8 protein-coding genes are annotated in these 14050 nt (G+C 45.0%); 3 read left to right on the top strand and 5 right to left on the bottom strand.

Annotated elements, in window-relative coordinates; genetic code table 11:
* Positions 1 to 149: 149 nt before the first annotated feature.
* Together ACM0P2_RS15395 and ACM0P2_RS15400 are read left to right on the top strand one after the other, a co-directional pair.
* Positions 150 to 1451, top strand: a complete 1302-nt coding sequence (locus ACM0P2_RS15395) for an MGH1-like glycoside hydrolase domain-containing protein (RefSeq protein WP_419226773.1) — start codon at positions 150 to 152, stop codon at positions 1449 to 1451.
* 12 nt (positions 1452 to 1463) lie between these two features.
* The gene (locus tag ACM0P2_RS15400) at positions 1464 to 2672 is read left to right on the top strand and encodes an AGE family epimerase/isomerase (protein ID WP_419226774.1); all 1209 of its coding nucleotides are present in this window, start codon (positions 1464 to 1466) and stop codon (positions 2670 to 2672) included.
* Positions 2673 to 2776: 104 nt separating this feature from the next.
* On the opposite strand, the gene ACM0P2_RS15405 is transcribed toward ACM0P2_RS15400, so the two are convergent.
* From ACM0P2_RS15405 to ACM0P2_RS15425, 5 genes are all read right to left on the bottom strand, one after another.
* Positions 2777 to 4480, bottom strand: a complete 1704-nt coding sequence (locus ACM0P2_RS15405; protein WP_419226775.1) for a PH domain-containing protein — start codon at positions 4478 to 4480, stop codon at positions 2777 to 2779.
* Positions 4480 to 5034 carry a PH domain-containing protein gene (locus tag ACM0P2_RS15410; RefSeq protein WP_159117832.1) on the bottom strand — a complete coding sequence of 185 codons (555 nt, stop codon included), beginning with the start codon at positions 5032 to 5034 and terminating at the stop codon, positions 4480 to 4482. Before ACM0P2_RS15410 ends, ACM0P2_RS15405 begins: the two co-directional genes overlap by 1 nt.
* A gap of 280 nt (positions 5035 to 5314) precedes the next feature.
* Positions 5315 to 5488 (bottom strand): hypothetical protein, encoded by a 174-nt coding sequence (locus ACM0P2_RS15415; RefSeq protein WP_419226776.1) that lies wholly within the window; start codon positions 5486 to 5488, stop codon positions 5315 to 5317.
* Positions 5478 to 7832, bottom strand: coding sequence for an aerobic respiration two-component sensor histidine kinase ArcB (arcB, locus tag ACM0P2_RS15420; RefSeq protein ID WP_105929492.1), 2355 nt, complete (start codon positions 7830 to 7832; stop codon positions 5478 to 5480). Before arcB ends, ACM0P2_RS15415 begins: the two co-directional genes overlap by 11 nt.
* Positions 7833 to 7946: 114 nt before the next feature.
* On the bottom strand, positions 7947 to 8894 hold the full coding sequence (locus ACM0P2_RS15425; RefSeq protein WP_419226777.1) for an N-acetylmuramoyl-L-alanine amidase: 948 nt from the start codon (positions 8892 to 8894) through the stop codon (positions 7947 to 7949).
* A gap of 676 nt (positions 8895 to 9570) precedes the next feature.
* Here ACM0P2_RS15425 and gltB point away from each other — a divergent pair.
* Positions 9571 to 14037, top strand: a complete 4467-nt coding sequence (gene gltB / locus ACM0P2_RS15430; RefSeq protein WP_159117797.1) for a glutamate synthase large subunit — start codon at positions 9571 to 9573, stop codon at positions 14035 to 14037.
* Positions 14038 to 14050: the final 13 nt, after the last annotated feature.

The following is a 14050-nucleotide window of genomic DNA, read 5'->3' on the forward strand; positions in this document are numbered from 1 at the left end:
GCTTCACACACTGCCGAACACAACACCTCGCGATTAACTTCCCATTTACAATAAAACACAAATTTATCACTTTCAACCCAAAATGGGTTTTATTTTTAAATTTTTGTGTAATAATTGCTAAATCTAAAACTCATATTGGGTAAACATTAATGATGAATATAGAAAACCGTGATGCGCATCTCATTGAAGAAGCGAAAGCAACGCTAATTAAAAACGATCTTGGTGGCTATACGGTGCCTACGCACGGACTGTATCCATTTCAGTGGAACTGGGATTCAGCCATCGTGGCTTTAGGTTGGCTTCCTTTTGATGAGCCTAGAGCTTGGGAAGAAACTACGTCATTGCTCAGCGCGCAATGGAAGTCAGGAATGGTGCCCCATGTTGTTTTCCACAAGCATTCAGATACTTACTTCCCTGGTCCTGATATTTGGGGCGTACAGAATTCACCGGATAGTACGTCTATTACTCAGCCTCCCGTGCTAGCTTCCGTTATCAAGATTTTGTTTGAGGAGACGAAAGATCGTGCTCTTGCTGAGTCTCAGATAGAGACTATCGTTCCCCAGCTCATCGATTACCACTTATGGTGGTATAAGCAGAGAGATCCTGAAAATACAGGTTTAGTAGTAAGTTATCATCCGTGGGAATCAGGCATGGATAATAGCCCTGCTTGGGATGCAGCACTAGAAGCTGTTCCATGTGTAGATTGGGAATATTCGCGTCGTGACATAAATCACATCGATGCCTCCGAACGTCCACACAAAAAGGAGTATGATCGCTTTTTGTATCTTGTCGACTTTTTCCGCAAGATGAATTTCGACGATACATTGATTTATCAAGATTGTCCGTATCGTGTAAACGATGTGAGCATTATTTCAATTCTGCACCGCGCCACGAAAGATTTGCTGGCAATATGCGAAAAAGTTGGTGTAAGTAACGAACAAACAGCTTACCTTGAGAAAAGACTCAACCTGACTGAAGGCGTAATTAACAAGCTTTGGTGCGCCGAAACTAATATGTTTCATAGTTTTGACACCCGAAGCAATTCAATGTGTAAAGCTCGTACATCTGCCGGACTATTACCGTTTTTCGCAGGTCTCGTTGGCGAGCATCAAACTGACTTGCTAATTGATGAGTTAGATAAGTGGCTTAATCATAGCGAATACGCCATTTCATCGACCCACCCCGAAGACCCTAACTACGAGCCTCAGCGCTATTGGCGTGGGCCTATCTGGATTCATATAAATTGGATGATAGTGTTAGGCTTGGAAGAGTATGGTTTCACGCAACAAGCGCAGCGAATCACAGAAGGTAGTCGTGCTTGTATTTATACAAGTGGGTTTAACGAATCATTCCATGCAGAAACTGGCGCGCGAAGTGGCGGAGCCGATTTCTCTTGGACTGCAGCCATGGCGCTTTACTGGCTTTTGCCAAACACCACAGAAAAAGGTTAAGGGGATCTTCGAATGCTTTCTCAACCAGATTTTTCATCCAATAAATTCTTAGATACACATATAAAAAGTATACTGGCTTTCTACGAGCCTAATGTAGATGCTCTATCAGGCGGCTTCTATCAGAACTTTATGGATGACGGCAGTGTGTATGACAAACAAACTCGTCACTTAGTGAGCTCTACACGTTTTGTTTTTAACTATGCGAGAGCTCACATAGCTTATGGTGATACACGTTATAAGGAGCGTGTCGAGTCTGGCATTGAATTTTTACGTGAATATCATTTGCAGAAAGATACTAAGGGCTACGCTTGGACACTGTCTGTGGATGGAACCGAAAGCACGGTTACTGATGCAACTAACCACTGCTACGGTTTAGCCTTCGTAATTTTAGCCTATAGCTGGGCACTTCGCGCTGGGGTAAAAGAGGCAGAGCAGTATATTCACGATACGTTTTCTCTTATGGAAACGCACTTTTGGGATAGCGAATTCGGATTATACAACGACGAATTTAATGCTGACTTTTCACAATGCAGTGATTATCGTGGGCAGAATGCAAACATGCATAGCTGCGAGGCGCTGATTGCGGCTTACGAAGCAACACGCTACGCTCCTTTTCTCCAGCGCGCTATAGAGTTAGCTAGAAATATCACCATTCGTCAAGCAAACAAAGCTGATGGTCGAATTTGGGAACACTATACGAAGACATGGGAAGTAGATTGGGATTACAACAAAGATGATCCTAAAAACCTTTTTCGTCCTTGGGGTTTTCAGCCCGGTCATCATACTGAGTGGGCAAAGCTATTGTTACAAATTCACCAATATGAACCACAAGATTGGTTAGTTGAACGCGCCTGCTCGCTATTCGATTCCGTAATTGAGTTGAGCTGGGACGAAACAAATGGTGGTTTATACTACGGTTTTGCTCCCGACAATAGTATTTGTGATGATGAAAAATACTTTTGGGTACAAGCTGAATCTTTTGCATGTGCCGCCCGATTGGCGCTGGAAACGGGTAACGAAAAATATTGGCAGTGGTACAACCGGGTTTGGGATTACTCTTGGAGGCACATGGTCGACCACAAGTATGGCGCTTGGTTCAGGATTTTATCGGCTAACAATGAAAAGCTAGAAGAGACTAAAAGCCCAGTTGGAAAAACGGATTATCATACAATGGGCGCCTGCTATGACGTGCTAGATGCACTAAAGTTTTACCAAGAATAAAGCTTTAAACAAAAATCATACGTAATGAGTAAAAAGTACTAGCTTTTAAAAAGGCGGCGCTTTTTACTCAGTAATTAAAGTGAGTTTGACTAATTCCAGCTCAATTACATCCAAGACTTTCTTGTCGCCTCCACCTCAAACAACACGCTGTCAGCAACCTTGTTCACGTACTTTTCAGGTAGGAAGGGCACCGTCACCGCTCCTGAGGCCAGCACAAACTTAATAGTGGCAAGCTTTCTTTTTTTCATAAATATACTCTGCTTTACGATCACTTGCTGCGCTTTGTAGGGCTCGAAGCATTGATAGTCTACGCCTACTCGCCCCCGTCTTATGTAAACGTACTTGTTATCGTAGGCTATTCCCCACCGCCACCATCTAAGTGTCAGTAAAAGGGCCACTATGATAAAAGTAGAGACTGCGCCAATCATAATGTCTAAGTGAGATGTTACTGCACCAACGACGAAAATGCCGAGAAGTGGAGTAGTCCAAGCTGCTAGCAGCCAAAATCGAATGAAGCGCCGACTTATCGTTTGATAATGCTGTCCACGCAAATCACAGCCAGGCATTACTTCCTGGCTAAGTGCAAAAGCTTCATCTTCAGTTACTGATGGCACAATGAGCTTATTCGGCGACATAAGCTCTTGCATTTGCTGTCCAGCGGTTGAGTTTTGCTCGAAATACAAATTAACCCGCTTCAACACTTTATCTAACCAGTCTTGCTTTGCCGTGATCATCTGTATACGCGATGCTCGCATACTAACTTCAAGCTTGTTAAGCAAACCACTGCGACGGATATACCGGTCTCCTGTCCTTGAAAGCGTATAGCCGTAGAAGGTGAAAAGCGCGCCCCCAACACTAAGCAGCGCCACCAACGCCATAATCATCATTAACACAACAAAGGCATACAGTCCAAACTGCCACCATGCCACCGTCTGTTCGCCTACGATTTGGTTAAGCTGTAACCCCTTGCTTGCTAACCATTCTGAAACCACGCCAAAGACGTCGTCATAAAAAGGCGCTGCGGCACCCAGTATGATCCAAACGCGATTATTAGTAATGCCATGAATAATAATATCTTTAACCGAACGGCGGTTAAGCACATCTTCATTTGTATGGGCGCTGGCAGCTGCAGTATCGATTTTTGCGGAGTGTTGTGTACTAGAATCCTTATCTCCCATTTCCTCATCAGATTTGCCAGTAACGTCATCCCCGATGTGCTGCACTTTTTCATACAGCACCTGTTTTTTTAGGGCTTCCGCGTAACTTTCAGGTACCGCCACTATTTTGGCTTCTTCCTTACCGCTCCCGGCTGTATCAAGCACCACGAGTGCGTAGCCGAAAGGACGATAGTAAAACGGCCTTTCTATCTTAACATTTTGAATGCGCCACAATGGCAGGTTGGTATAACGGCGTTGGAATACACCATGATGAATTTCAACGTGCTGGTTGTGCACGCGAAATTTGTACATCAAGTAGCTGATTACACCACTGCCACTCGTGGACAAAAATAAGACTCCGGCGCCAATAAGCACTTGAGGAGAAAAAAGGTTATCCCAAATGTTGAACGAAATGGCTAATGCGGGAACGGCGTAAATAAGCCCTTGCGCCATATTGGTAAAGTTGCGAATGGTAAAATACAAAATTGAAATAACAGCAAGCCGTTGCCAGTCGCCGCCAGTCTCGACTTCAGGCTTATCTTCACTGTTCCCTTCACCGTCGTTTTGTAGGGATAGAGAAACATCATCGTTTGGCTCTTGTGACCGCATAATGTTTATAGTTTGGTTTTCAGAAGACCCAGACGCTGCCATTAGCGTGCACCTATATCTTTATGCGCCAGAATAAATTCACGCAACTGCTCTGCGCGCGACAGGCTTAGCCCTGGAATTTCAAACGTGTACATTTCGCCACCTGCAGAAAAAACTTGAAGTGAAGCAAGGCCGGCCCATCTGTCTAGCGGACCGCGATTTACCTCCACGTGTTGAACACGCAGTATGGGTTGGCAAGAAAGTTTTCTAAAAATGAGCCCTGACTGCTTGCTTATGTCTTGTTCTCGTATTGCGTAAAATATGCGAACGTCGGCAAAAAAGTGGTACAACGCCCACACGCCACCAATTGCAACTATTACTGCAACAACGTACGGGTAAGCTAGAAGTAGATTGTCTGGTAGCGACCAAAAACGCTGGAACCTCAACCCTGTGATAGTCCCCGTCAACGCAAAGGCTATTAACCCAATTGAGAAGATATTTAGCGCGCGATACTTTCTGGATATAGGTACTAAAGCAAGAGTTTTAAAAGACGGTATTTCATCAACGCTAAGCTGATTGTTGGAAAACACGGTTTCTTGTGGCGTGTCAGTCGTCATCACGAAAATTCCTTTTACCTCTAAATTAGCCCGTTCGGTTTACGGGTTTACTCAACGCTGCTAAACATCTAGAAAACCTTAAGCCTTGGAGCAACGTTTATCTCTTAGCTAAGCAATAAAAAAGAGGGCAAGCCCTCTTTTTACATTGATAATGTGTAATACCATTAATCCGCATAGATAATTACCCACTCAGCGAGAGTTAAAATGTTCGTAATCGCGGCGTGTTACCGCAGGTATAGTAGTTCTACATCAAGGTGACACAACAAAGAGTACGGACATTTTAAACTCGCCCTTCGGGAAGGTCTGGCAAGCTTCCTAGCTTCATTCTGGGAATTTGAAAGGGAGCAGCCATTCCTGCATTCCCACGCTTCGCTAGGAAACTTGCCAGCGCCTTCTGAGTGGGCACTTTTCTATGCGGATTGGTATAAAGCGCACTGCGCAAGTTAATCGTCAACTTGCTGTTCGTTAAGCCAGTCGTGCAGTGCTTTCATATCATGCTGAACTGCCATCTGCAGCTCTTCCACCCAATCATGCACGTTCTCCCACCACGTTGGATGGTCGCCCTGCTGTATTTGGTTAGCAATACGCTGCACTCGTGCCAAACCAACAGAGCCAGCAGCCCCCTTAATCTTATGGGCTTGTGAACACACTTCTGATTTTTCGTCTGCACTTAAGCTTAGCTGGAGTATTTCCATGTACTCAGGCATTTTTTCTTGGAATACTTTAACGCTGGCGCGCACCATTTCGTCCCCTATGGTATCAACCAACATCTGCAATAAGTCCATATCTAAAATGTTACTTAATGTTTTGTTTGGTTCAGGACGTTCTACTTCCCCATCAACTTCTAGAGGCGCAGGAGGTGCATGAAATAACTCATTAAAGACTTCAATAACCCGTGACTTTTTGATCGGCTTGGCAATCACATCGTCCATACCGTTCTCAAGATACTCGTCACGTTTTTTGATAACATTAGCCGTGAGCGCGACAATAGGCGTCTGCATAACTAAGTCCTCTTCAATTAACGTACTTGCCACGTCAAACCCTGTCATGTCAGGCAGCTGAATGTCTAACAGTATAAGGTCGTATTGTGTGGCTCGTGCTTTATCTATAGCTTCTTGCCCGGTCATCGCTACATCAACCTTCTGACCAAGCTTTTCTAACAAGGCTTTGGCTACCATTACGTTCAACTCAATATCTTCTACCAACAAGATATTGAGCCCGGTAACTTCTAGCTGGGCCACTTTCATTGGGCTATTAGAAATTTGCACAGGCAACACAATTTCAAACCGAGTCCCTTTGCCTACTTGGCTTGAAACGTGAATTTCACCCTTCATCAAGTCAACCATTTGCTTACAAATCGCCAGGCCAATACCGGTTCCAGTTGCCGACTGATGGTCGGGATGGTCAACCTGATAGTACATCGCAAAAATTTTATCAATCTCGCTTTCAGGAATACCGACACCCGTGTCTTCTATAACAAACGTTACATATGCTTTATCGCCATCTGGCTTAGTTGCAGACACCGATAAACTCACATGCCCTTTCTGCGTAAACTTCACTGCGTTGAATAGGATGTTCCACAAAATTTGCCGTAGGCGGGTTCCATCTATTTCGACAAGACGCGGCAGCGGTTCGTTAATCTTGGTTTTAAAATCGAGTTGTTTATCTCCTGCAAGCAGGCGAATAATACTGCTCAGTTCCTCAGTAAAATCCTTAAGTGAAATAGTCTTAAGACTTAGCTCAAGCTTGTCTCTGTCGAGCTTATCCAAGTCAATAATATCGTTGAATATGTTCCCTAATGTTATCGCGCTGGCGTAAATTGTACTCACCCAGCTAAATTGCTCATCGGTTAACTCTGTATCGCGCAGCATGCGGCTCAAGCCAACAATACCATTGAGTGGCGTACGCAGTTCGTGACTGATGGTAGCGATAAAGCGGGTTTTGTCCGTGCTAGCCTTAGCAGCGGCATTTTCAGCTTGTTTGCGCTCTGTCATATCTCGACCAAAGGACAACAAGCCTAGACGATTACCTTCTTTATCGAAGAAAGGCACACGCTTCATTTCGAAGTAGCGTCGACGACCATCAGCAAAGCGCAACCACAATTCTTCGGTAATACTGGCGTTGGTTTCTAATACTTCGTGATCACTGGCAACAATTTGGCGGGCAAGCTCTTCTTCATACACATCTTTCGGCGTTAACCCCAAAAGCTCTTGCTCGGTTTTACCCGTCATAAGTTCAGCAATGCGATTACAGCCAGCAAAACGGCCTTCTTCATTGCGGTAGTAGATGAGATCTGGAGAAGCATCAATAATTGAACGTAGTAATGTTGAAAGACGGCGAGCCTGGGCTTCTTGTTCTGACTTATCTTGAATTTCTCTTTCAAGGTCTTTAAAAAGAGCTTCACGTTCTTCTTGTGCTTGTTTTCGCTGCTCTATCTCATGGTTCAATTGCCTGATATTGCTCTGAAGCTCTCGATTCAGGAACACATCTTCTTCTCGCAAACTTTCTAACTGGCTTACTACTTCTTTTAAATTAGTTCGTGAGTTTTCTAATTGCTTAATTAGCTCACTGAAGAAATACAATACCCATGGCGCTGAAAGCATCGTAAGGACTACGGCGCTAATAAAATCATCAGGCTGGACCTGACTCCCCATACTTACGCGAATTACGTATGAACCGCCAAGCGTGAACACAAGGGAAAGCACAACGAATAGTATGCTGAGCTTTAGTGTGCCAAATCGCTGCACAAATTGAGCAAAGCGAATTGCCCAAGAATCGTTTGGTGAATCTGAATGCATGTACGTCAAATTGAAACTTATTTTGCCTTTATCCTATCAGGCTTTCACCACTTCGGGAATGCGTTATACCAATCCGCATAGATAATTTTCTATCTACATGCACAAGGTCAATGACTATCCTTCAAACGGTAATCTCTCGGAGATTTCATTAATGTATTGCGTGTTCACCCATCCTATTTTTGTAAATGAAACTTTAGCCCACTCCCCCTGCGTTTCTAATATCTTCAGCACTTCGCCTTTTTGCAACGTGTTATCAACCAATGAAAATGACGCGCTTGGCCCTTTGCGCACATTTAACGTGTTTGCGCTTACGCTAGCCACGCGACCTTTTTTGTTATGTACAGTATTTTCAGATCTCTCATGGGTTTCTTGACGCAAAGCGATCTCATTGTTTAGGCCATCTTTATATGAGTGCGACTCCTGCTTATATGCACCTAACATCAACAATTTTCGTAATGCTTCCATGGGAAAGGCCGGGCCGGGATCAACCTTTCGAGAAGGCGCAATTTCTTCATGTCCAATCAATGTAGAAATTGGATAGTGAGCACAAAGCAAACGACAAAGGCTTGCTGTTGTGGCAATTTGAATATCCGTATATTTATGCCAATAGCCCATAACGGATTGATTAGGGTGAAGTGCTTCTATCGTTTCGCTCTTTTCGTAACGCCTGCCAAACCAGCTTTCAAAGAGACCGTCGTCTCTCGGCTCTAGCTGACCCGCGTTATCTAGCTCGATGCCTATTGAGTAGCGGTTTAAGTCAGTTCTTCCAGCATAAGCGCTTACACCAGCATGCCATGCTATTTGATTGGTCGGCAGCAATTGCACAATGTCACCGTTTCGGCCAATGACGAAATGGGCGGAAACGCCACTATCTGCACTAGTGAGGACATCGACTGACGATTGCAAACTGCTTCCCGCGGTAAAGTGAATGACAATGGTATCAGGAGCGTTAGACTCAAATGGTCCAGAAGTATTTGGCGACGATTTAAAGCTCACGTTCTCGCCTACCAATCTGTGTTCAGCGAGCCTCAGTGAAGTTTTAGGCAGTGTGGACAGGGGCATTATCTCATCTTCCTTAATAGTTGCGTCTATCGCTACGACAGTGAATTTTTATTCTTCAATTTTTACCGAAACGCTCGCTTGCCGGCCAATTCAGAGTGTAATGTCGAAGTACCTATTATTGCATTAACACCATATCCAACTTTACACCAGGTTATTTTTTAACCAACATAGCAAACTTCTTATGTAACCGGAACTAAAACTTTACAATTTAATAAAAATACAGCCCAACCCATCATTGACAACATAAAATGACAACTAAAAAGCATATTTATTCATGATAATTATGCAAACGAAAACTATTATCGTTTAGACGGTGCCATTTAATTGAATTTCTAGGCTTATAACAATTTTGTTACAAACCTAAAATAAATAATGCAAATTATTGAAATTAAACAATTAATTTATATTTATACTAAAAGCTAAGAAGCCGAGCAATTTTAGCGTTTGATTTTAGTTTTCAATGTGGGTATTTTGTACGGCCCGCATCGCAATAATGCATAAAAATGCGGAAACGACTGGTAATCCTCTAATAATAAATAACGACAAGAAAGGCGCGCACTGTAAGCAATAACGCTAGCAGGCTAAAAGACGTCTAATAATGTTGTGATACGCAAACCTAGGCGCATCTACACGCAACGCATACCTTGCCCAGTCAAAAGGTTGAAGGAGTTAAGAGATGAGTTTATATAATCCCAATGATTCCCGGGACAACTGTGGGTTTGGCTTAATCGCTCACACTCATGGGGAAGCCAGTCATGAATTGGTAACAACTGCTATACACGGCCTTGACCGTATGCAGCATCGCGGCGGTATCGCCGCCGACGGGAAAACCGGTGACGGCTGTGGTTTATTACTACAGAAACCGGATGCGTTCTTCCATGCAATCGCCGAAGAAAATGGCTGGAAACTCAGCAAAAAATACGGCGTGGGCATGATTTTCTTAAGTCAGGACCCAGTGCTTGCGCAAGCCGCGCGTGAAGTACTTAATGAAGAACTAGAAAAAGAAACATTATCAGTAGTGGGTTGGCGCGAAGTGCCTGTCGACCGCTCAGTACTGGGTGAATTAGCGCTAACGGGCGTTCCGCAAATCGAACAGGTGTTCGTTAACGCACCTGCAGGCTGGAGAAAACGCGACCTAGAACGTCGTTTGTATATGATCCGCCGCCGAGCAGAAAAGCGTCTTGAACAAGATCCCGATTTTTATGTGGCTTGTCTTTCAGGCCTTGTAACAATCTACAAAGGCTTGGTAATGCCGAAAGACTTGCCTGCCTTTTATCACGATCTTGCCGACGAGCGTATGCAAAGCGCAATCTGCGTATTCCACCAGCGCTTCTCAACAAACACATTACCACGCTGGCCGCTAGCTCAGCCTTTCCGTTTCCTTGCGCATAATGGTGAAATTAACACTATTAAAGGTAACCGCGACTGGGCAATGGCACGTGCTGCTAAATTCTCAACGCCACTTATTCCAGACCTTAAAGATGCAGCACCTTTTGTTAATACTGAAGGTTCAGACTCATCATCGCTGGATAACATGCTGGAGCTATTCTTAGCCGGCGGTATGGATTTATTCCGTGCTATGCGGTTACTTGTTCCACCCGCCTATCAAAACAACAAGACCATGGACGATGATCTTCGTGCATTTTACGAGTTCAACTCTATGCACATGGAACCATGGGACGGCCCAGCGGGTATCGTTTTAACTAACGGTCGCCACGTTGCCTGTAACCTTGATAGAAATGGTCTACGTCCTGCTCGTTACGTTATTACTAAGAACGGTTTCATTACCCTTGCCTCTGAAGTAGGTATTTGGGATTACGAGCAGGCCGACGTTATCGAAAAAGGTCGAGTTGGCCCAGGTGAAATGCTTGCTGTAGATACCTACACGGGCAAAATCTGGCGTTCTACCGAAATTGATGACGACCTCAAGGCTCGCCATCCTTATAAAGAGTGGTTAGATAAACACATTCGCCGACTTACACCTATCGAGGAGCTTGATGCCTCTCTTATTGGTAAGCGTGTATTTAATGATGACGCTATGGCGGTGTATCACAAGCTGCACGCCTATAGCTACGAAGAAATTCAGCAGGTTGTGAAAGTGCTAGCGAAAGACGGTCAAGAAGCCGTTGGCTCAATGGGTGACGACACGCCAATGGCGGTTATGTCATCGCGTCAGCGCACAATCTATGACTATTTCCGTCAACAGTTTGCACAGGTTACTAACCCGCCTATCGATCCGCTACGTGAGAATCACGTAATGTCGCTGGCAACCTGTATTGGACGTGAACAAAACGTATTTAGTGAAACGTCAGGTTACGCTGACCGAGTATTGTTCGACTCGCCAATATTGATGTATACCGACCTTAAACAGCTGCGTGAATTCAACCCAGACAACTACTACTCTGAAGTGGTAGAGCTTCAATATGCACCGCAAGAAGGTTTGAAGAAAGCCATTGAGCGCGTATGTAATGAAGTAGAAATGCTGGTTAAAAACAAACGCGCTGCGTTCGTTATTCTGTCTGACAGAAACATTAAACAAAACCGCTTAGTTATCCCTGCAGCAATGGCAGTGGGTGCCGTTCAGCGCCGTTTGGTAGAAAAGTCACTGCGCTGCGACGCGAACGTTGTTGTTGAAACGGCAAGCGCCCGCGATCCGCATCACTTTGCCGTACTTATCGGCTTGGGTGCAACCGCGGTTTACCCATTCCTTGCATACGAAACTATCGAGCAGCTTTGCGAAAAAGGCGAGCTAGACATTTCTCCTATGCAGGCCACGTTGAACTACCGTAAGGGTATCAATAAAGGCTTGTATAAGATCATGTCTAAGATGGGTATTAGCACTGTAGCTAGCTATCGTAGCTCTAAGCTCTTTGAAGCAGTGGGCGTGAATAACGAAGTGATGAAGCTTTGTTTCAAAGGCGTGACGTCGCGTATTCAAGGTGCAGGCTTCGATGACTTCCATCAAGACCTTATTAACCTCAATCGCATAGCGTGGCTCAAGCGTAAATCAGTAGACCACGGCGGCTTGCTAAAATATGTACATGGCGGCGAATACCACGCCTATAACCCTGACGTAGTTAGCACGCTTCAAAAAGCGGTGGTGTCAGGTAACTACGACGACTATCAGCAATACGCTAAGCTAGTTAACGAGCGTGCACCTGCGCACATTCGCGACTTGCTAGCCATCAACCCTAATTGCGATCCTATTGATATTAGCGAAGTAGAAGCACCGGAAAATCTATTCCCTCGCTTTGATACCGCAGCAATGTCAATTGGTGCATTAAGCCCTGAAGCCCATGAAGCGCTGGCGATTGCCATGAACCGCTTGGGCGGTCAGTCAAACTCGGGGGAAGGTGGTGAACACCCTTCTCGATTTGGTACTGAAAAGAACTCTAAAATTAAGCAGGTTGCATCAGGTCGTTTTGGTGTAACGCCTCATTATTTGGTTAACGCTAACGTTATTCAAATTAAAGTGGCGCAAGGTGCAAAACCCGGTGAAGGTGGTCAGCTTCCTGGCGACAAAGTAAATAAGTACATCGCACAGCTACGTTTCTCTGTGCCGGGTGTAACTCTTATTTCACCGCCTCCACACCACGATATCTATTCAATTGAAGATTTAGCGCAGCTAATTTTCGATTTGAAACAGGTTAATCCAACGGCGCTGATATCAGTTAAGCTAGTATCTGAGCCGGGTGTAGGTACGATCGCAACGGGCGTAGCAAAAGCTTATGCCGACCTTATCACCGTTTCAGGTTACGACGGCGGTACAGGTGCAAGCCCGCTAACATCGGTTAAGTATGCAGGTAGCCCATTTGAATTAGGTTTATCTGAAACTCAGCAAGCACTTATCGAAAATGGACTACGCCACAAGGTTCGCGTTCAAACCGACGGTGGTTTGAAAACCGGTCTTGATGTTGTAAAAGCAGGTATCTTAGGTGCGGAAAGCTTTGGCTTTGGTACAGGCCCAATGGTGGCTTTAGGTTGTAAATACTTGCGTATTTGCCACCTAAACAACTGTGCAACCGGTGTAGCAACGCAGGATCAAAAGCTGCGTGACGACCACTTCATCGGCCTACCAGACATGGTAATGAACTACTTTAAGTTCATTGCTCAGGAAGTACGTGAAATCATGGCGTCGATGGGTATTGCTAAGTTCGACGACCTTGTTGGTCGCACAGAGCTACTTAGGGTGCTAGATGGCATTACTGCTAAACAAAACCGTTTAGATTTGTCTCCATTGCTAGCGCAGCCTAAAGCAGGTGAGCACACGCGTTTATTCTGCTCGCAAACGACTAACGCGCCAATTGATAAAGGCGAGCTGAATGCCCAGATGCTCAAAGACGGTCAGCAAGCTGTGGTTGAGGGCAAGTCGATTACCCTTAAATACCCAATTCGCAACACAGACCGCTCTGTAGGCGCATTGCTGTCGGGTGAAATTGCTAAACATCACGGTAACCACGACTTTGAAGATACACCTATCAAAGTTGAGCTTACTGGCACAGCAGGTCAAAGCTTTGGCGTATGGAACGCTGGCGGCCTGCATATGCACCTTGAAGGCGATGCCAACGATTATGTAGGTAAAGGGATGACCGGCGGTAAGCTGGTTATTCATCCGCCTCGCGACATCTCATACGACGCCCACGACAGCGCCATTATGGGTAACACCTGCCTTTACGGTGCAACCGGCGGTAAGCTGTTTGCTGCTGGCCGTGCCGGTGAGCGCTTTGGCGTTCGTAACTCTGGTGCCATTGCGGTAGTGGAAGGTATTGGGGATAACGGCTGCGAGTACATGACAGGCGGTATTGTGGCTGTTCTTGGTCCGGTTGGTGTTAACTTCGGTGCTGGTATGACAGGTGGTTTTGCCTATCTTATGGATGATGGCGACGATCTTGACAACCGTGTAAATGCCGAACTAGTCGATGTTATGTCAATTGAAGATAAAGCAATTCTTGCTGAGCACTTACGTGGCTTAATTAATCAGCATTACGAAGAAACAGGAAGCGAGCATTCGTTATCGTTGCTTACTGATTTCGCCGCAACGCTGAAACGCTTTAAGCTTATTAAGCCAAAAACCAGTGATGTGAAAAACTTGCTTGGTCACATCAGTCGTTCAAGTGCTGAATTACGCATTCAGGCTCAGTAAGAGGATTTAGTTT

The sequence above is a fragment of the Alteromonas sp. OM2203 genome (assembly GCF_048517045.1).
Taxonomy (GTDB): Bacteria; Pseudomonadota; Gammaproteobacteria; order Enterobacterales; family Alteromonadaceae; genus Alteromonas; species Alteromonas gracilis.

Coding starts and splice junctions, on each gene's coding strand:
- ACM0P2_RS15410 (WP_159117832.1), bottom strand. CDS start 5,034: ATGACGACTGACACGCCACAAGAAACCGTGTTTTCCAACAATCAGCTT.
- ACM0P2_RS15395 (WP_419226773.1), top strand. CDS start 150: ATGATGAATATAGAAAACCGTGATGCGCATCTCATTGAAGAAGCGAAA.
- ACM0P2_RS15425 (WP_419226777.1), bottom strand. CDS start 8,894: ATGCCCCTGTCCACACTGCCTAAAACTTCACTGAGGCTCGCTGAACAC.
- ACM0P2_RS15400 (WP_419226774.1), top strand. CDS start 1,464: ATGCTTTCTCAACCAGATTTTTCATCCAATAAATTCTTAGATACACAT.
- arcB (WP_105929492.1), bottom strand. CDS start 7,832: ATGCATTCAGATTCACCAAACGATTCTTGGGCAATTCGCTTTGCTCAA.
- gltB (WP_159117797.1), top strand. CDS start 9,571: ATGAGTTTATATAATCCCAATGATTCCCGGGACAACTGTGGGTTTGGC.
- ACM0P2_RS15405 (WP_419226775.1), bottom strand. CDS start 4,480: ATGGCAGCGTCTGGGTCTTCTGAAAACCAAACTATAAACATTATGCGG.